Origin of the sequence: Polyangium spumosum (assembly GCF_009649845.1) — a bacterium.
Taxonomy (GTDB): domain Bacteria; phylum Myxococcota_A; class Polyangia; order Polyangiales; family Polyangiaceae; genus Polyangium; species Polyangium spumosum.
On the sequence record NZ_WJIE01000005.1, the window covers coordinates 461,283 to 480,804 of the forward strand.

At 71.2% G+C, this 19,522-nt stretch carries 13 protein-coding genes; 5 read left to right on the forward strand and 8 right to left on the reverse strand.

Going from position 1 to position 19,522, the window contains the following annotated elements:
- From GF068_RS19290 to asd, 3 genes are read right to left on the reverse strand one after another with little or no spacing between them, the layout of a single operon-like run.
- A complete protein-coding gene (locus GF068_RS19290; protein ID WP_338046463.1) occupies positions 1 to 2,037 on the reverse strand; it encodes an FAD-binding oxidoreductase in 2,037 nt (678 codons plus the stop codon).
- On the reverse strand, positions 2,034 to 4,055 hold the full coding sequence (locus GF068_RS19295) for a class I SAM-dependent methyltransferase (RefSeq protein ID WP_153820877.1): 2,022 nt from the start codon (positions 4,053 to 4,055) through the stop codon (positions 2,034 to 2,036). Before GF068_RS19295 ends, GF068_RS19290 begins: the two co-directional genes overlap by 4 nt.
- Positions 4,052 to 4,855 (reverse strand): archaetidylserine decarboxylase, encoded by an 804-nt coding sequence (gene asd, locus GF068_RS19300; RefSeq protein WP_338046464.1) that lies wholly within the window; start codon positions 4,853 to 4,855, stop codon positions 4,052 to 4,054. Before asd ends, GF068_RS19295 begins: the two co-directional genes overlap by 4 nt.
- A gap of 367 nt (positions 4,856 to 5,222) precedes the next feature.
- On the opposite strand from asd, the gene GF068_RS19305 reads away from it, so the two are divergent.
- Positions 5,223 to 6,125, forward strand: a complete 903-nt coding sequence (locus GF068_RS19305) for an MBL fold metallo-hydrolase (protein ID WP_338046465.1) — start codon at positions 5,223 to 5,225, stop codon at positions 6,123 to 6,125.
- 89 nt (positions 6,126 to 6,214) lie between these two features.
- Positions 6,215 to 7,756: a sigma-54-dependent Fis family transcriptional regulator gene (locus GF068_RS19310; protein ID WP_153821196.1), complete on the forward strand. Its 1,542-nt coding sequence runs from the start codon at positions 6,215 to 6,217 to the stop codon at positions 7,754 to 7,756.
- 9 nt (positions 7,757 to 7,765) lie between these two features.
- On the opposite strand, the gene GF068_RS19315 is transcribed toward GF068_RS19310, so the two are convergent.
- Positions 7,766 to 9,298 (reverse strand): hypothetical protein, encoded by a 1,533-nt coding sequence (locus tag GF068_RS19315; RefSeq protein WP_153820879.1) that lies wholly within the window; start codon positions 9,296 to 9,298, stop codon positions 7,766 to 7,768.
- Entirely contained in the window at positions 9,295 to 12,186 is a 2,892-nt protein-coding gene (locus GF068_RS19320) for a DUF4175 domain-containing protein (protein WP_170319569.1), read from the reverse strand. The genes GF068_RS19315 and GF068_RS19320 overlap by 4 nt, the downstream gene beginning before the upstream one ends.
- 97 nt (positions 12,187 to 12,283) lie before the next feature.
- Between GF068_RS19320 and GF068_RS19325 the strand changes: the two genes are divergently transcribed.
- Together GF068_RS19325 and GF068_RS19330 are read left to right on the forward strand one after the other, a co-directional pair.
- Positions 12,284 to 13,492 carry a radical SAM protein gene (locus tag GF068_RS19325; RefSeq protein WP_170319570.1) on the forward strand — a complete coding sequence of 403 codons (1,209 nt, stop codon included), beginning with the start codon at positions 12,284 to 12,286 and terminating at the stop codon, positions 13,490 to 13,492.
- 1 nt (position 13,493) lies between these two features.
- Positions 13,494 to 14,837 (forward strand): serine/threonine-protein kinase, encoded by a 1,344-nt coding sequence (locus tag GF068_RS19330; protein WP_153820882.1) that lies wholly within the window; start codon positions 13,494 to 13,496, stop codon positions 14,835 to 14,837.
- 10 nt (positions 14,838 to 14,847) lie between these two features.
- On the opposite strand, the gene GF068_RS19335 is transcribed toward GF068_RS19330, so the two are convergent.
- Positions 14,848 to 16,206: a sigma 54-interacting transcriptional regulator gene (locus tag GF068_RS19335; protein WP_153820883.1), complete on the reverse strand. Its 1,359-nt coding sequence runs from the start codon at positions 16,204 to 16,206 to the stop codon at positions 14,848 to 14,850.
- 91 nt (positions 16,207 to 16,297) lie between these two features.
- Here GF068_RS19335 and GF068_RS19340 point away from each other — a divergent pair, with 91 nt between their 5' ends.
- A complete protein-coding gene (locus GF068_RS19340; protein ID WP_170319571.1) occupies positions 16,298 to 17,407 on the forward strand; it encodes a serine/threonine-protein kinase in 1,110 nt (369 codons plus the stop codon).
- A gap of 6 nt (positions 17,408 to 17,413) precedes the next feature.
- On the opposite strand, the gene GF068_RS19345 is transcribed toward GF068_RS19340, so the two are convergent.
- Positions 17,414 to 18,274, reverse strand: coding sequence for a hypothetical protein (locus GF068_RS19345; RefSeq protein WP_153820885.1), 861 nt, complete (start codon positions 18,272 to 18,274; stop codon positions 17,414 to 17,416).
- Positions 18,275 to 18,462: 188 nt separating this feature from the next.
- Positions 18,463 to 19,116, reverse strand: a complete 654-nt coding sequence (locus GF068_RS19350; protein WP_153820886.1) for a hypothetical protein — start codon at positions 19,114 to 19,116, stop codon at positions 18,463 to 18,465.
- Positions 19,117 to 19,522: the final 406 nt, after the last annotated feature.

The window sequence follows — 19,522 nt, forward strand, 5'->3', positions numbered from 1 at the left end:
TCAATCGACGGAGGCCGCGGCGGACGCGATTTTCGCGATCCACGCCGCCTCGGCCTCGCCGACCGGCGGATTACGCTCGAGGCGCGCTTCGAGGGGGCGAGGGCGGTTCGACGTGTCCCGGGAATGCGCTCGCAAATGCGCCGAGCGAATCACGCCGGCCTCGCCGTTCATGCCAAAAAAAAGGGCGAAGAGGTCGGGGCCGACGGCGCGGCGCGGAGAGGGGCGCACCTCGAATTCGGCGCCGGAGCAGAGGCGCGCGGTGAAGCCGGCGACGAGGTGATCGGCCGGATCGAGCCAAGGGTCGGGCGCGCCGGGGGCGCCCCGCGAAAGCCAGGCGTCGACGGTCGTGGTGGCGAGGTCGGGCGCGCCTTCGCCGAGCGCGAGCGTGAGCCCCGACCGGGCGAGCAGGCTCTCCACCTCGCCGAGCGTGGCCGCGCCGCTCGCGTGGACGAGGAGCGAGGCGCGGTTGAGCGTGGGGCTCGGGGGCGGCGGCGTGACGGGGCGGCGCTCGGGCGGGTCACGCGGCAAGAGGTTGCCGGGGTTCATGATGCCGCGCGGGTCGAGCACATGTCGCAAGGCGTGGATGACGTCGACGCCGCGGCCGAGCTCGGCGCCGAGGCGCGGCGCTTTGCTGCGCCCGACGCCGTGGTGATGGGAGAGCGTGCCGCCGGCGCCGATCGCCGCGTCGAGCGCGGTGCGCCAGGTCCAATCGTAGACAGCCTCCATGGCGGAGGGCGTGGGCGCGCTGCCGGCGAACGTGAAATAGATGCTGCAGCCGTCGGGATACGCGTGGGAGAGGTGCGCCATGACGAACACGCTCTTGCCGAGGGCCTCGCGCACCGCTCGGTAGAGGTCGCCGAGGCGCGACCACGGGGCCGCGACCTCCATCGTGTCGCTGAAGGCTCCGGCCATGAAGACCGGCGATTGCCGATAACTGACGCTGTACCGATGCGAGAGCCAATGCCGCGCCGGCCCCTCGCCGAGGTCCTTCGCGCCGAGCGCGAGCGCGATTTGCCCCGCCCGCGCGAGGTCCGCCTCGCTCTGGGCGGCCTGCCCCTCGAAGACCAGGATCAACGTGGCGCCCCCGAGCCAATCGGACGGCGCCGCGTCGACGATACGATTGAGCACGTTCGGGCGACGCAGGATCCGACGCAGGACGGCCGCGCCAAACCCTGCGCCTTCGCCCCGCTCTTCGAGCGTCTTCTTCGGCCCGGCGTGTTTTTTCCGCCGAACCGAGCCGAGCCGCGCGATGAACGAATCGAACACGTCGTAGAGGCGCGCCACCGCGGGGCGGATGCCGCTCTGGAACATCTGCCGCATCGCCTCCCAGCCCGCCTCGACCGTGGGGAACGAGAAGGCGCCGAACGAGCGGCTCGCTGGCGCGGGGTGCAGCCTCAAACGCGCCGAGGTGACCACGCCGAGCACGCCCTCGCTGCCGATGATCAGCGGGGTCGCGTCGGGGCCACGCGTTCGGCGGTCGAATCGCACGATATCGCCCTCGCCGACGACACATTCGAGCGAGGCGACCATGTCCTCGATCTTGCCGTAGAGCCCGGAGCATTGCCCCGCGCTGCGGGCGGCGACCCAGCCGCCCACGGTCGAGCAGAGGATCGACGAGGGGAAATGGCCGAGCGTATGGCCCGCCGCATTCAGATCCTCCTCGAGCCGGATCCCCAGCGCGCCGGCCTCGACATCGAGCACGCCCGCCTCGGCGTCGAGGCGCCGAATTCGATCGAGGCGCTTCAAATCGAGGACGACGGTGCGTTCGTCCGGTAAAACCCCACCGCAGACGCCGGAGCCCGCGCCGAAGGGGACGAGCGGGATGCCCTCCCCGGCGCAGAAACGGACGATGGAGGCGACGTCCTCCGTCGTGTTCGGCCAGACGACGACGGCGGGCCGGTGCTCGGCGATGCGGCCGTCGGAGACGGCGAGGTGGTGGCGCGGCCAGAGGTCGCGCGCGTAGGCGATGCGATCGACCGGCGAGGCCGAGACCGTGAGGTTCGGCAGGGCCTTTCCGAGCGCCGCTTCGAGGTTCACTTGCGCTCGGCCACGATGACGAGCCGCGGCGACTCCGAGCCGAAGAACACGCCCGGATGCGCGGGGTGGCCCGTGACCTCGACGACCTTGAAATCGGCGTCGTGCATCATCTTGCCGATCTCGTGCAGGGCGTAGAGGCGGATCGAATACTCGATTTCGCGGGCGCGGCCGTCGTCGAACATGGCCGTGCGCTTGACCTTGAGCCGGCTCGAGAAGAAATCGACCTGCATCTCATCCATGCAGACGCAGCCGTCACCCTCGAACCACACGAGGCTCGGCTGGCGAGGGGCCACGTAATCACGGTTGACGATGTCGAGCACGAGGATGCCGCCGATCCGCAGGGCGCGGTGCATGCGGCGCAGGACGTCCAGGTTCTTCTCGTCGTCGAAATACCCGAAGCTCGTCGACCAGCAATACAGGCCGTCGAAGACCTGGTCGAAGGCCATCTCCCGCATGTCGCCCTGCAGGAAATTGAGCTTCTGCGCGCGGCCCTGCGCCTCGTCCGCGGCGAGCGCGAGCATGTTGAGCGAGAGGTCGTAGCCGACCACGCCATACCCACGGCTCGCGAGCTCGACGGCGTGCTGGCCCGTGCCACAAGCGAGGTCGAGGATCGTCGCGCCCTTCTCGAGGCCGAGGCAGGACTCGATGAAATCGGCCTCGCGACGGATCACCTTCGCCTCGGTGCGATCCATCGTGCGGATCATGTCGTCGTCGAAGAGGTCCTCCCACCAGGGCCGCTGCCGGCGGCGGCTCGGCTCGGGCAGGCTGACCGGCTTGGAGGGCGCCGATGCCGCAGGCGGCGGGGTCGCTTGCGCGGCCGCAGGCGGCGGCGGAGGCGCGCCCTTGGGCGGCGGAAGGGAGGGCGACGCGGCGGCCGCCTGCGCAGCGCCGGGCTCGGGGACCGTCGGCGCTTGACGCCGCGGCGGCGGCGGAGGCGGCGGCGGCTTCTTGGGGGCGGCCGCCGGCTGCGCTTCCACGGACGGAGGCGCCTTCTGCGTGGCCTCGGTGACCCGCTCGGGCTCGATCTCCTCGAACGCCTCGACCTCGTCGGCCTTGGCCTCCTCGGCCACGGCGGAGACGATCTCGTCGTCCGCCTCCTCCTCGGCGACCTCGACGACGAGGTCCGGCGCCGAGTCGAGCGGCTTCGCGCGAGGCGTCGCCGCCTTCGCCTCGATCGGCGTCACCGGCGTCTCCATCATCGGCCGGGGCGGCGGCGCGGCAGGCGGCGGCGCGAACGCGACGGTCTGCGCCTGCTCGGCGGCGAACTTCGCGGTGATGGCCGCGACCTCGGGCGGACGCGGCGTCCAGCCCTCCTCGACGAGCTCCTCCGCGGGCAACTTCGGCGGCGGAGCCGACGAGCGCGTCGGCTTGGCGGTCGCCTCGGCCGCGGGCATCGGGGGCGGCGGCTCCGAATACACCTTGACGGGCGGAAGATCGTCGCCGACCGAGAGGATGCGCATCGGCTGGATGACCCCGGCGTCACCGGGATCGGCCGCGGCCGGCTCGGGCGGCGGCTCGGCCGGGCTCGTGGCCTCGGGCAGCGGCGTGGCGGCGCTCTCCGGCGCGGCGAGTTGCCCTTCCGACGGCGGCATCGCGTCGTCCTCGGTCCGCACCGTGCGGCGCGAACGGCGACGCGGCAGCGCCGGAGGGGCGGGCCGCTCGGGCTCGGCGGCGGCGGCGGCCGGGGTCGGCGCGGGGGCGCCCTCGATCACGGGCACGGCGGGCGCGGGAGGCACCGCGGGCACGGGAGGCGCCGCGGGCGGGTTCGACGCGCGCGCGGGGGGCACGTTGGTGTTGGGGCGCGGCGGCGGGGATGAGCCGCTCACGGGCACACGCGAGGGGCGCGGCGGGGCCGGCACGTTGCTCGGGCGAGGCGGCGCGGGGCGCGGCGGCGCCCCGTCCAGGCTGGTCCCCGCGGCGCCGGCGACCCCCGAGACGCCGGGAGGGGGCCCGTCGATCCCGTTGGATGGTTGCGTCGCCGTGGAATCTTCAATCCCGCGGGGAGGTGTCTCGCTCATCGGGTGTCTGCTCCGTGCAGAGACTCGCCCATCCGGATCGGGCCGCCCTGGATCCCCCAGGGACGGGCCTTGCCCGGCTCGACGAAGATGACGGCGGTCGAGCCGAGATGGAACATGCCGATCTCGTCCCCGCGCTTGACTTCGTAGCCCGGCTCGAGCCGGTGCTCGCCGTACGGGACGTCGCGCGCGTCGATCCCGCTCACCGTGATTCGACCGACGATCATCGCGGCGACCATCACCACGGTGACGCGTCCGTGCGCCTCGGAGTCGATGCAGATCGCGACGCGCCGGTTCACCGAGAAGAGCTTCGGCACGTGCATCTCGCCGATCGCGTTCACCGGGAAGTACTCGCCGGGGAACGAGCGCACGAGCGAGATCGTGCCGCCCGCGGGGGCGTGCACGCGGTGGTAGTCGCGTGGGCTCAGGTAGACGATGGCGAACTGGCCGCCCTCGTAGCGGCGCGCGTCGTCCGCGTCGCCGACGAGATCGAGGGCGGAGTAGTCCTTGCCCTTGACGCGGAAGACGCCGTCTCGCTCGATGACGCCGTACGAGTCGATGCGCCCGTCGGCGGGGCTCACGAGGGCGCCCTCGTCGGGGCAGAGGGGCCGGGCGCCGTCACGCAAGGGGCGCGTGAAGAAGGCGTCGAAGCACGGGAAGCCCCCCTCGGGACACACGGCCTCGTCCATGTCGACGCGGTAGGCGCGTGCGTAGATCCCGACCACGGCGGACGTGACCGCCTGGGGCAACGGGAGGTCGCAGAGCCTTCCAACGGCCCGGGTGATGCGCTCACGGGGGAGCACACGCAGAAACTGAGCGGCAGCGTACGTAGCGATCATCGTCGAGATCGGAAAAAGTCGGCCTGGCGGAGCTTAGGCACCGGGCGGGATCAGGGTCAACGGCGGAGCGCGCCCGCGAGACCTGTTTTCACGGGGTTTCACTCGTACGACCCTGCTGCCCGACGCACGGCTGGGTACGCCTGGACGGCTGACTCGTGGGGCGCGCGTGTGTTCGGACCAACATGACGGCCCCTCTCCTCCTCGTCAACGACGGCGGGCGCCTCGTTCGGGCGCCGCGGGCGGGGGCGATCCGTTTCGGCGCGGCGCCGCTCGGTCTTGGTGCACCGCCAGAGGCCCGGCGGCGCGATCCGCGGGAAAATGGCGGGATTTCGTGTCGGCACGCCTCTCGCAAAGGGAGGAGCTCGAAGGCAACGACGAGGAGGAACTCATGGAGATCACGTTCTGGGGTGTTCGCGGCAGCATTGCTTCTCCGGGTCCGGACACGATCGGCGTCGGCGGCAACACGAGCTGCGTCGAGGTCCGCTGCGGCTCGACGAAGATCATCCTCGACGCGGGCACGGGCATCCGGGCGCTCGGCGACAAGCTCCTGCGCGAGGGGTCGGTCGAGGCGTCGCTCCTGCTCTCGCACGTGCACTGGGACCACATCCAGGGCATCCCGTTTTTCGTGCCGGCCTACGTGCCGAGCTCGAACATCCAGGTGATCGGCAGCGCGAACGGCGTGATGTCGCTGCGCGACGCGCTCGCCTACCAGATGACGGCGCCCGTGTTCCCGGTGCGCCTCGACCAGCTCGGCGCGAAGATCGACTGGCGCGAGGTCCGGAGCGGCGAGCGCTTCCAGATCAACGACGTCGTCGTGCGCGTGGCCCGGCAGAACCACCCGGGCGGCTCGTTCGCCTACCGCCTCGAGTGGAACGGCCGGAGCGTCGTGTACGCGACGGACACCGAGCACTTCGCGTGTATCGACCCCGAGCTCTACGCGCTCTCGCGGGGCGCCGACGTGTTGATCTACGACTCGCAGTACACGCCCGACGAGTACCGCGGCACGGCGCCGGGCAACTCCAAGGTGGGCTGGGGGCACTCGACGTACGTGGCCGGCGTGGAGCTCGCGAAGGCGGCGGGCGTCGGGCAGTACGTGCTCTTCCACCACGATCCGCGCCGCACCGACGCGGGCGTCGCCGACCTCGAAGAGAGGACACGCGAGCTCTTCCCGAGCGCCGTCGCCGCGCGCGAGGGCATGGTCATCGGCCTCGACTCCATCGCCAGGGCGGCCTGATGGGCCTCCCCGCGCTCCGCGTCCGGGACGAGCCGACGATGATGACGGCGGCGGCATGGCACCTTATGCTCGACCTCGCTCCGAGCTCCATGTCGCGCCTCTCCCTCCTCGTCGATCTCGCATCGCTCCTCGCACGCGAGGTCGACCTCGACGCGCTCCTCGGCACCGCATGCGAGCGCCTCGCGCAGGCGATGTTCGCCGACCGCGCGACGATCTGGCTCGTCGACGCGGAGCAAGGCGACCTCGTGACGCGCGTGGCGCTCCTGCCCGAGCTGCCCGCGCTGCGGCTGCCGCTCGGCCGCGGCATCGCGGGGTACGTGGCCCGCACGGGCGAGGTCGTGCGCGTGGACGACGCCTCGACCGACGCGCGCTTCGATCCGACGGCGGACAGGGCGACGGGCTACACGACGCGCTCAATGCTCGTCGCGCCGATCCGCGAGGAGGCGCGCGCGCCGGTGCGCGGCGTGGTGCAGCTCCTCAACAAGCAAGGCGGAGGCAGCTTCGACGAAGAGGACGAGCGGTACCTCGTCGCGCTCGCCAGCCAGCTCGCGCGCGCGCTCACGATGACCACGCTGCGCGCGGCCGACGGGGGCAACCCGGGCCTCGTGCTGCAAGGGCCGTTCAACCGCATCGTCGGCCGCAGCGCCCCGATCACGGCCGTCTACGAGAAGATCCAGCTCGCGGCGCAGACCGACGCGACGGTGCTCCTGCGCGGCGAGACGGGCACGGGCAAGGGCCTGTTCGCCCGCGCGATCCACGTGAACTCGCGGCGCCAGGCGCGCCCGTTCGTCACGGTGGACTGCACGACGCTGCCCGCGCAGCTCGTCGAGAGCGAGCTCTTCGGCCACGAGCGTGGCGCGTTCACCGGCGCCGATCGGCGTGTCCCGGGCAAGGTCGAGCTCGCCGAAGGTGGCACCTTGTTCCTCGACGAGCTCGGCGACCTGCCGCTCGACATCCAGGGCAAGCTGCTCCGGTTCCTTCAGGATCGTACGTTCGAGCGGGTCGGCGGGCGGAACACGATGCGCGGCGACGTGCGCGTGGTGTGCGCGACGCACCGCGACCTCGAGAAGGCCGTCGCCGAGGGCCGCTTCCGCGAGGACCTCTACTACCGCGTGCGCGTCGTGGAGATCGAGCTGCCGCCGCTCCGGACGCGCGGGCGTGACGAGATCGAGGCGCTCGCGCGGCACTTCGCCGACCTCTACGCGCAGCGCTACGGCAGGCCCACGCCCGCCTTCGATCCGGCCGCGCTCGTCGCCATCGGCACGCACGTCTGGCCGGGCAACGTGCGCGAGCTCGAGCACTGGATCGAGAGCGCGATCGCGCTCGCGCCCGACGGCCGCATCACGCCCGCGCACCTGCCGCGGAGGCGCCCGACCACGATCTCCGACGGGCGGAGCGGCGAGGACGAGGTGCGCCTGCCGCTGCATCTCTCGCTCGACGACGCGATCGAGCGTTACGTCGGCGCGGTGGTGGCCGCGTGTGACGGCAACAAGACCGAGGCCGCGCGCAGGCTCGGCGTCGGTCGAAACACGATCGCGCGCGCCCTCGCGCGCCGCTCCGGCGCGGGCCCGGCTTCACGCGGACCGGACTCGATCCTCGGCGGCTCGCAGAGCCGCGGCGACGACGACTGAGGGATCTTCCTAACGAGGCACGCGCCGCGCGGCCTCGCAGATCGCCGCGCGGATCGGGTCCTTCGGCAGCTCGGGCGCGACCTTCTCCTCGCACGCGACCGCGGGCTCGAGCGGATCGAGCGCGATGCCGAAGCGGAACGGTCGATCGAGATCGATCGGATCCGGGTGCAAGAGGCCGTTCAGCGAGTGCCACCGCCCGAAGCGGTTGTGCACGTCCTCGATGCGCTCCACGAGCGGCGCGGCGTTCTGCGTGTCGCCCATCGCGAGCAACGACTCCGCGAGGTGGCAACGCACCGAGGGCTCGTGCGGCACGAGCGCGTGCGCGCGGGCCCGCTCGATCGACGCGGCGCGCGCGTGGCCTCGCCCCTGCAGGAGCTCTCCGAGGCGGATGCGCTGCGCGATTTCCTTCACGTTCGCCGGCATCGCGCCCGGCTCCAGGTCGGGCGGCAGGTCCTTCGGCAGGCCCGTGATGTGCGCGCGCCAGCGCTTCACCCACGTCTGGAAATCTGCGGCGCTCACCTCGGCGATCGCCTGCTCGAAGTCCTTCGAGCTCTCGGCCGCCTTGAGCCGCACGACGAGCTGCGGCAGCGCCTCCTCTCCCGCCTCGCGGGCCCAGTACCGCACGAAGCTCGCCACCTCGGCGAACGCCACCTGCGCCTGCTCCGCCGACGGCAACATCGCGATGGACGGCCCGATCTTGTCGAGCTCCACGCCGAGCCCTTTGTCGAGCCCCACGCGCGCGACCACGTCGACCGGCGGGAAATCGTCGAGCGGCTCCGCATCGCGCCACCGCACCTCCTGCCGCTTCGCCACGCCCTCCTGCAACCAGAGCGGCGCCTTGTCGCGCGTGCCGCGCGTGAGCGCGAGGTGCGTGAGCTCGTGCGCCAGCGTGTCGAGCCACGCGTATCCGTTCACCGTCGCGCGCGGCGAGATCATCGTCACGCGGCCCCACTTCGCCACGGCCACCGTGCCCGTCGTCTGCGCCGCCTCCTCGGGCAAACCCGTCATCGCCGCGAGCGTGAACTGATCACGCACGAGGTCGATCCGCATCGGCAAGGGCAGCTCCACGCCGAGGTCCTTCGCGAGGTTGTCGCGCGCCCGGAGCGCCACGTCCACGATGAGCGGCACGAGCGCCCGATCCTCGTCGTCCTGCAGCCGCACGATGATGCGATCGTCGCGGATCGTCAGCGTCCCGGCCGTCGCGCGCGCGCATCCTCGCGACACGTCGCCGAGCTCCATCGCCTCCGGGCGGTTCGTCAGGTCCGGCCGCGAGAGCACCGTGACGGCCCCGTCGCAGTCGCCCTCGTAGAGCAGCAGGCGCGCCGTCTCCAGCGCGAGCGCCGTGTCCGACGTGTCCGCGCCGTCCAGGATCTTCCGCGCCGCCGCGACGTCGAGCTCCAGCGTCGCGTCGCGCGCTCGCCGCGCCCGATCCAGATCTCCGAGCAGCGGCACGTACGCCTCGCTCGTCTCCGTCGCGACGCCCATCGACGTCACGAGCGCGAGCGCACCCAGCAAGACCTTGCCCCTCTTGATCATGCTCATCGCAGGAGCCCCTCCGCGTAACGCTTCACGGCTTCCTTCAGCAGCGGATCACTCGACCCGCCGAGGCCCTCGAGCACGCGCTTGCGGAACGCGTCCGGGCCCTTGTGCCCGTCTTTGCCGGGGATGTCCGCCTTCTTCGCCATCGCGCGTCCGTCGCTCGACTCTTGCCGCTCCTGGCTCGACTCGTTCTCCTCGTTGCTCCGCTCGCCGCGCGCCATCTCCAGGAGGCGCTGCGCGTTCTGCTGGTGCTCGAGCCCCGCCTCGCCGTTGCCCTCGGAGAGCGCGCGCTCGGCGTCGCGCATGCTCTTCTCGGCGCGCTCCAGGAGGTCGAGCGTCTCCTCGGGCAAACTCCCGTCGCCCGACGCGCCCTTCTCCGCGAGCTTGCGCGCGCGCTCGGCCATCTGCGCCTCGCGTTTGCCGCTCTTCTCGAGGTCCCCCTTCGCGCGCTCGGCCGCCGATTTGCGCAGCTTCTCGAGCGCCTCCTCCGCCCACGCGAGCTCCTCGGACAGGCCCGGCCGTGCCCGCTCTGCCTCGCGCCCGGCGCTCTGCTCGCCGAGGTCCCACTCCGCGGCCCCTTGCCCGCGCTTCTTCGCGTCTTCGAGCGCGCGCATCGCCTCCTTGCCGCTCTGCACCGCGTCGCGCGGCCTGCCCTGTTCGAGCGCGTCGGCCATCGACTCGGCGAGGTCCCGCGCTTGTTTGCCCGCGGCCGACGCCGACCCCGGCTCCCCTGCGCGGCGCGGCAGATCCTTGATCGCCTCGCGGATCGCCTCGGCGTGTTTTTTCGCCTCGTCCTTCAGCTCGTCGAGCTCGTCCTGCGAGAACGCTCGTTCGAGCGCCCGCTCCACGTCTTCGAGCTCGTTCGAGTGCTCGCGGATCAGCTCCTCGAGCGCCTGCTCGCCTGCCTCTGCGGCGTCGTCGGCGCTCGACGGATCTCCGTCCCCCGTCCCGCTCCCTCCGGCGCCGGACTCCGTCCCGCTCCCCTTGCCGCCACCACCTGCGAACGACGGATCGGGGTTGCGCAGGCGCGCCGCGAGGTCGCGCGCGGCGAGCTCGGCGTGGAACAGATCGTTCGCCTTGCGGGCCCGATCGATCCGCCGCAGCCCGTTCGCCACGATCTCCCCGAGATCCAGGCCCAGCCGACCGAGCCTGAGGAGCTGCTTTCCGCCTCCGTCGAGCACGCTCACCGCCGCGTCGAGCCGCGTGACGCCGCTCGCCGTGTCGCTCCCGCGTTGCCCTGCCGCGACGGCCGTCGCCTCCGCGGCCTCGTCTGCCACCGCCGAGAGCCGCTTCGCCACGCGGCGCGTGTCCGACGTCCCGAGCGAGCGCGCCGCCGCGTCGATCGCGAGCAGCACCTCCTCGCTCTCCTCGACGAGCCTCTGGTGCGTCGCGGCCGACGGTTGCTTCGACTCCTCGTCGAGCGCGACCGCGAGCCTGCGGAGCTGCCCGCGGGCGAGCGCGAGCGCGCGGCGCGGGAAGCGCAGACCGCCGTACGTCCCGGCGAGCGCCTCGGCGACCACCTCCATCGCCTTCTCCTGCGCCTCGCGCTCCTTCTTCAGGTGATCGGCGCTGCCCTTGCCGCGCGGCGCCTCCTCCACGAGCCGCATCGCCACGAGGTCCGTCAGCGCGTCACGCGCGCGCACGAGCGCCTCGTACCGGAGCGCCTCCGGCTCGCCCACCTGCGGCGGGATCACCACGATCGCCGCGCTCTTGCCCCACTTCGGCCCCGCGATCGGATCGTTGTCGCGCGCCTCCACCGTGATCTCCACGGGCAAGAAGTTGCGCTTGAAGAACGCGTCGCCGCCGAAGACGATCCGGTGTGAACCTCGATCCGACGTCGGATCCCCCTGCGGCCGCGAGAGCACGCGCCGCGCCTCTCGACCTCCCGAGCGGTAGACCAGGTCCACCTCGCGCAGGCCGTGATCGTCGGTCACCTCGTACGACACCACGATCTCCGGCTCGTCGAGCATGCGCACCGTGCGCGGCGCGTCCTCGACGAGGACCTTCGGCGCGAGGTCCGGGATCGACGTGACGACCTGCTCGTCGGCCTGCGGGATCCGCACCTCGCCGAAGCGCGCCGCGACCCGGAGCGTCGCCGTATCGCCGAGCTCCCACCGCGCGACCACGCCGCCCACGCCGTCGAGCGCGAACGGCACCTCGACCTTGCCGTCCGTCAGCACCAGCGTGCGGCTCGCGAACGTCGGCCGACCGTGCACGGTGATCGTCGTCCCGCGCGGCAGCGCCGTCTCCTCGAAGGCATCGAGCACCCGGCCGTGCTGCTGCAGATACTCGGGCGGCTTCGCGACGATGTTCACGTCCTCGAGGTACGAGAGCGAAAGCGGCGCCTCGCCGTTTCGCGCGACGAGCACGTCGAGCCCCTCGACCACACGTTGCTCGATCGCCGCGCCCACCACCGCCACGAGCGCGAACACGAGGCCCGCGGCGGACCACCTCCGCGCCGCGATCGACGCGCGCTCCGCGATCCGCTCGATCGACGCGCGGCTCAGCAGGCGGGTGAGGTGCAGGCGGGCGAGCGACGCCGATCCGCGCGTCTCGCCCTTGGCCGTCTGCTCCACGAGCCCGAGGCCTCGCACCGTCGCCGCGGCGAGCTCCGGGTCCGTCGGGCCGATCGTGTCCATCACCGTGCGCCGTAGATCCTGCCTCCGTCGGTGCAGCACGATCGCGCGCGCCACCAGCAGCACGCAGAACGCGGCGAGCAGCGCGGCCACCGTCGCGCGGACGGCCGGCGTGCCTCGGCGCGCGAGGTGCGCGAGGCTGATCACCAGGGCGGCGGCGAGCGCGACGAGCGCGCGGCGCGCGGAGGGACGGATCTCGGCTTCCCAGGTGGAACGGAGCTGGGCGAGCAAGGCAACCGGGACGTCGTGCTCCACGGCCGAGAACGTAGCAGAAGGGAGGCGCGTGGCTCCTCCCGTCCGTTGCCGCCCTCGTGCGCCTCCCGTACGATGCCCGGCATCCGGGAGATCCCGCTTGGCAAACATCGGCTACATCCAGGTCGTCCGGCATTGCAACCATTTTTGTGGGTTCTGCTCGAACCCGACGACGCCCTACGTGCACACCTTCGACACGATGAAGGTGCTCGTCGACGACCTGGTAAAACGCGGGTATTTCGGGGTCATCCTCACGGGGGGTGAGCCCACGCTGCACCCGGAGCTGCCGAAGATCGCGGCGTATGCCTCGTCGCAGGGCCTCCACGTGCGAATGATCACGAACGGCTCGCGGCTCTCGGATCCCGCCTTCGCGCGGGAGGTGGCGGAGGCGGGCGTCCGGCTCGTGCACGTGTCGGTGTATTCGGTGCGGCCCGAGGTGGAGGCCATTTTGCGCGGCGCGGAGGGCACGCTGGAGAAGGCGTTCGCCGCCGTGAAGAATGCGCACGACCATGGCATCGAGGTGAACATCAACTGCGTGATCAACAAGCTGAACGCCGATCACCTCGACGAGAACATCGACCACTGGATCGAGCGTCACCCCTACGTGCGCCATTTCGTGTGGAACAACCTCGACCCCTCGATGGGCCGGGCCGAGGTGAACCAGGCGCAGTTCACCCCGCGGCTCGCCGAATTCGAGGTCTCGCTCCAGCGCGCGTTGCGCAAGCTCCACGCGTCCGGACGCACGTTCCGCGTGGAGAAGGTCCCGCTCTGCTACATGACCGAGTTCGCCTGGGCGAGCACCGAGACCCGCAAGATCGTGAAGGGCGAGGAGCGCATCGTGCATTTCCTCGACAACAAGCAGACCGTTCGCCAGACCGACTGGGAGCACATCTACGCCCCCGCCTGCGCCCATTGCACGCTCCGCCCGATCTGCGGCGGCCTCTTCGACCGCGGCGCCGCCTACGACCCGGAGGAGCTCTCTCCCGTGTTCGTCTCCATGGACGCCGTCGTCGAGACCATCATCACCGACCCGAGCGACCCGAGTTATCCGCTGCGCACGCTGCCCGCGTGGAAAAAGGATTTTGACAGGAGGCTCGCCGAGGCCCGCGACCATTCCTTCGAAAAACCCCACGCGTCCGCCGAGGAAATGCGCCCGCCCGACGCGCCGCCCGTCGGCATGGTGACCGAAAAAGGCCTCCGGCTCTTCGAGGCGAAACGAAAGAGCGAGGCGAAGAAGGCCGAGTCGCTCGGCGTATCGATGGAGCGCGTCGACGCCGCCGTGCCCGAGGACGGCGCGAACGGGATCTAGGATGGACGAGCGCTGGGCGGGTCCTTATCGGCTCGAATCGGTGATCGCCCGCGGCGGATTCGGGGTCGTCGCCCGCGCCACGCACGCGCCCACCGGCCGCGCCGCCGCGGTGAAGGTCATGCACGCCGAGCTCTTCGCCGATCCCACGGCGATCCCGCGATTCGAACGCGAAGCGGCCATCGTCTGCGACCTCCCCCACCCGAATGTCGTCCGCGTGCACGAGATCGGCCACCTCTCCGACGGGCGCCCTTATTTCGCCATGGAGCTGCTCGACGGCGAGAGCCTCGACGCGCGCCTCGCCGCCGCCGGCCGGCTCCCGCTCCCGGAGACCCTCGACATCCTCGAGCCCCTCGCGGACGCCCTCGCCGCCGCGCACGCGCGCGGCATCGTCCACCGCGACATCAAACCCTCGAACGTCTTCCTCGCCAAGAACCGCGCCGAGGGCCGGGTCGTCTTGCTCGATTTCGGCGTCGCCAAGCTCCTCGACAGCGCCGGCCCCTCGCTCACCGCTTCCCGCGCGACGCTCGGCACGCTCCCGTTCATGGCGCCGGAGCAGGTCCTCGGAAAACCCCTCGACATCCGGGCGGACGTCTATGCCCTCGGCGCGCTCGCATTCGCCATGCTCACGGGAAAACCGCCCTTCGGCGCCCAGGCCACCGCCGTCGTCCGCCAGATTCACCTCCACGCGCGGCCGCCCCGGCCGAGCGAACGCGCGCCCCTCGATCCCGCGCTCGACGAGCCCCTGCTCCGCGCCCTCTGCCGCGATCCCGCGGGCAGGCAGGCCTCCGCGCCGGAGCTCGTCCGAGCACTCCGCGCCGCGGGTGAAACCACGAAACGACCTCGAACTCCGGGCCCCGCGGCCTCCTCCGCCCGCCCCTCCATGGCCGTCTCCGCCCTGCTCCGCGCCGAAGCCACCGCGCTCGCGGACGGGGACGAGGCGCTGCTCTCGGCCCTCGAAATGAGCTTGCCCCTCGTCTCCGCCGAGCTCGCCGCCGCGGGCCTCGTGCTCGTCGAGGAGACCACGACGAACCTGCTCGCCGTCTCGCCCACGCCGCCCGACCCGCCCTTCGCCCGGCGCGTGCTCGAAGCGTGTGTCCGGGCCTATCGTCGTGTCCTCGCCGGACCCTTGTCCGGACAACCTGCCGCGCTCGGCATCGCCCTGCACGTCGGCGCGCTCCACGCGAGCGAGGCCGGCACGATCCTCCCCGGCGGCCTGCTCGACGTCGCCGCGTGGTCGCCGGGCCCGCTCTCGGGCGTCGTCGCCACGCGAGAGGCGCTCCTCGGCCAGGACCTCCCCCGCTCGCCTTGCCCGAGCGACGGGAGGTTTTTCTTTCTGGAACGATGACGGCGCGGCCTCACTCCTCCGCGGCCGATATCCCGTGCCTCCGCAAGAGCTCGCGCAGGTGATTTCGATCCATGTGCGCCGATCGCGCCGCGCGGGACAGATTCCCCCCGCTCTGACGCACCAGGGCCTCGATGTACCCGCGCTCCCACCGCGCCACGGCCCGCTCCTTCGCCGCCCGGAACGAGCCGAGGGCGAGGTCGTCCTCGTAATCGAGCCCGGCCGGCGGCGCCGGCGATCCCGGCGGCGCGCCGAGCGTCGCCTCGAACCAGAGCGCCTCGTCCTCCATCAGGATCGCCCGCTCCACCGCCGCGCGTAGCTCCCGCACGTTCCCCGGCCAGTCCTGCTTCGTGAACGCCGCCACGAGCTCCGCCGGCGGCAGCGACTCCGCGCCCCGCGCGAATTGCTCGTAAAAATGCGCGACGAGCGGCGGGATGTCCTCGCGCCGCTCGCGCAGCGGCGGCAATCGAATGCGCACGATGTTCAGCCGATAGTAGAGGTCCGAGCGGAACGTCCCGCGGTTCACCTCCTGCCGGAGGTCCCGGTTCGTCGCGGCGATCACCCGCACGTCGAGCTTGACCGGGTCGAGGCTCCCGATCCTCCGGACGATCCGCTCCTCCAGCGCCCGGAGCAATTTCGGCTGCATGTCGATCGGCAGCTCGCCGAGCTCGTCCAGGAAAACCGTCCCGCCCGCGGCCGACTCGAAGGCGCCGGCGCGTGATTGCAGGGCCGAGGTGAACGCGCCGCGCATGTACCCGAAGAGCTCCGCCTCGATGAGCGTCGGCGGGATCGCGCTGCAATCGATCACCACGAACGGCCCCTCGGCGCGCGGGCTCTTCTGGTGGATCACCTCGGCGAGGAGCCCCTTGCCCGTGCCCGTCTCTCCCTCGAGGAGCACCGTCGATTCCGAGGCGGCGATCCGCGGCAGCGCCGCGAAGAGCCGGCGCATCGAGAGGCTCTGGCCGAGGATCCGACCATAACGCTCCTCGTCGGCGAGCGGCTCGACGATCTCGTCCGGCAAGAGATCGAAGCGCAGCGTGGATTCGCCGACGCCGAGCGCCGCGCCCGGTCCGAGGTAGGCCCCTTCCACGCGGAAGCCGGCGAGCCGCGTGCCGTTGCGGCTGCCGAGGTCGCGCACGAGAAAACCGCGGTCCGTCACGGTGATCACGCAATGGTGACGTGATACCGCGCGGTCGGTCAGGACGAGGTGATTGCCGGCCGCCGTGCCCACGGAGAGCTCGGCGCCGTCGGAGACGCGCATCGCGCCTTGATCGGGCCCCGCCGTGACCTGGAGGCGAAAACGACCGATGGCGCACTCGCGTGGACGAGCGACGAGGGCCACCGTGTCCTTCGCGTGCGGATCCTTGCTCATGGTGCAGCACGGTATCACGGAGCGACGACCCCGAGGACGACGGGCGCGCCGAAGCTTGCTCTTCCCCTGGCGGGGCGTACCATGCGACCGGATGATGGGTCGGCAGATCCTCACCGACTACGAGATCGTCCGCGTGCTGGGTCAAGGCGGCATGGGGACGGTCTACGAGGCGAGGAGCACGAAGACGGGCCGGCCCGTGGCGATCAAGTGGCTGCACGTGCGCCCGTTCGCCTCCGACGACCCGGATCTGCTGCGCTTCGAGCAGGAGGCGCGGATCGCCGGCTCGCTCGACTCGCCACACGTCGCCGGCGCCATCGCCGTCGATCGGGATCCCGAGACCGGCGTGCCCTTCCAGGTGATGGAGCTGCTCGACGGCGAGGACGTTCGATCGCTGATCGCGCGCGCGGGCCCGCTCCGCCCCGAGATTGCGCTGCGAATCGTCGGGCAGGCCTGCGAGGGGCTCGCGGCGGCGCACGCCGTGAGCGTCATCCACCGCGACATCAAGCCAGAGAACCTCTTCCTCGCGCGGGGCGGGGACGGCGAGGTCACCGTGAAGCTCCTCGATTTCGGGGTCGCCAAGATTCGCCGCACGCCCGAGGCCGCGGGCGAGGGCGGCGCGCTCACGGCGCCGGCCGTATCGATGACGCAGAGCGGGCAGGTCATCGGCACGCCGCTCTACATGGCGCCCGAGCAGATCGAGAATGCGAAGCAGGTCGACGCCCGCTGCGACGTGTATTCGATGGGCGTGACGCTCTACGCGATGCTGGCGGGAGCGCCGCCGCACGCGCACGTGAAATCGCTGGTGGAGCTCCTGTATGCGATCACGACGCAGCCCCCGCCGCCGCTCGCTGAGGTCGCGCCCTGGGTGCGGGCCGAGGTCGTGCGTTTCGTGGAGAGGGCGATGGCGCAGGCCCGCGAGGACCGTTTTCCCAGCGTCGAGGCGATGCGCGAGGCGCTGCGCCCGCTCCTGCCGGAGGGAGTCTCCTTGCGGCAGGAGGCGCTCGTCGGCGTGACCGATGAGGAGCGGAAGGTTGTCGCGACGCACGCGCCGGAGCCGGGGCAGGCGGGGGCGGAGCGGTCCGCGGAGACGGTGAAGACCGCGCGGGCGAGGGCCGCGGAGCGGGCGAGGTGGATGGCCGCCGCCGCGATCGTGCTCGTGGTCCTCTCGATCGTGGCGGTGATTTTCCTGCTCAATCGGTGAGATAGCTCAATAACACGCCGTGGGGTCCTCGAGCTGCACGCGGACGGTCTCGGGGTTGTAGACGAAGCCGCCGGGGACCGGGCACGACCAGTAGGCGCCGTTCTTGATACACGTGGAGGAGCACGACCCGATGTAGATGAGGCCGCAGGCGCTCGGCACGTCGTCGCAGATCCGGTGATCGAGCCACGGCGTGGGGCCGATCGGGCATTGCCCGTTGAGGTCGTCCTCGCTGCAGATGTAGGCATGGAAGGCCGGCATGCTCTCCGTCGGCGGAATGGTCGAGTTGAACAGGTTGCCGAACACGCTCGACTCCTCGAACGGATAGAGCGGATCGTACGTCGCGTTCTCGGTGATCCGCGAATGCGCCCCCTCGAGGAGGACATCGACGTGCTCGCCGAGGACGTTGAGGCGCTGCACCATACACGCCGTCACCCATTTCTGTCCGTTCAGGTCGAGCGGATTCGAATACCAGCCCGTCGCGAGCGACCAGTGCCCCGTATACGTCTCGCCCGTCACCGGATCCCGCACGGATTGGCGCGGGGAGAGCGCGCACTCGACGGCGTTGCGAATGACCTCGCGACAGCCCGCGGCGATCGTGGGCGCGAGCGGCAGGAGGCCCGTGGCCGTGGTCGCGAGCTTTGCCTTGGCGAGATCACGCAGCCCCGTCTGCGAGCCCGCAGCCCAGAAGCAGGGGGGGCTGAAGCCGTTCGTGCCGCAAGGGGGCACCTCGCCGCCGATCCCCGCGGTCTCGAGGGGCACGTCGAGGTCCCCCTCGCCAAAGGGGTTTTCAGCGTCGGAGAGCACGCATCCGGCCAGGAGGGCCGTGGAGGAAGCCAGCACAACGAGAAAGGCGCGCAGAGGGTTCATGAAGTTCTCCTGGGGTCGAAGCCGCTCGGGAGAGGGCTGAGCAGAACCCATGCCACCACGCGCCGGGGGCAAATTCGAGGGAAAACAGGCCCCCACGGCGAGCGCCGGAGCGAGACTGCAGGCGGGAACATGCAGCAGGTGCAGGCGCGCGCCATCACCCTGCGGACGTGACGGCACGCCGCGCAGGCTCAGAGGCACATGATGTGCGAGGTATCCTTGAGCCGCACGCGGATCGTCTCCGTCACGGCGTTCCCGTCCGCATCCGAGAACTGCCAGTACCCGCCCGCGTTCGTCGCGACATCGGGATCGCTGCATCTGCCGAGGAACGTCATCCCGCAGTTGCCGGGGGCGACGCCGTCGCAGATCCGGAGGTTCAGCCAGTCGGCCCCGTAGCCCGCGCCGCCGCAATACGACACGAGGTCGTCCTCGGTGCAGACGTACACGGCGAAGGCCGGGACGCCGTCCTTGAGGGGATGGGTGGGTGAAAACATGTCGCCGAACGCGGTCGACTCGTCGAAGGGATAGGTCAGATCGAAGGCCGGATCCGTGGCGATCCGCGGATGCGGGCCCTCCATCAGGATGGGCACCTCGCGGCCGAGGTGGTTGAGCTTCTGGATCACGCAGGCCGTGACCCAGCTTCGACCCGGCGCGTCGAGCGGGTTCTTCAGCCAGCCCGGCGCGAGGCCCCACCAGCCCTGATGCACTTGACCGGTCACCGGATCCTCGATCGAGAGCTCCGGCGTGAGCGAGCACTGCACGATGGCCTCGAGGATCCCCTCCCGACAGGCCCCCGAGATCCCCAGCATCGCGGGGAGCTGCCCGCCGCCGGCGTCGAGCTTCACGTTCGCGAGCGCCCGCAGCTCGGCTTGTGTCGAATGGGCCCAAAGGCACGGGGCGGTGATGCCATTCGTACCGCAAGGCGGCACCTCCCCACCGAGAGCCGCGGTCTCCAGCGGTACCTCGAAGCGTACGTCCTCCCCGAGCATGTTTTCCTGTGAGGATACGCAGCCGGCGAGGATCAGGCTCACGGAGGAGGCCAATCGGACGAGGAGGGTACGCGAAGACGTCATGGAATTCTCCTGAACTCGAAGCGAGCCATCGAAAGGTTGCAGTTTTCGTACCAGCGCCCAGACCGCGAAAAATTCGGCCGAAAACGAACCCCTGATGGTGAGCCCTCCCAACCTGCAGGCTGGAGCATGCAGCAGGTGCAGGCGCGCCCCATCACCTCTCAAGTCGACATCGTGAATG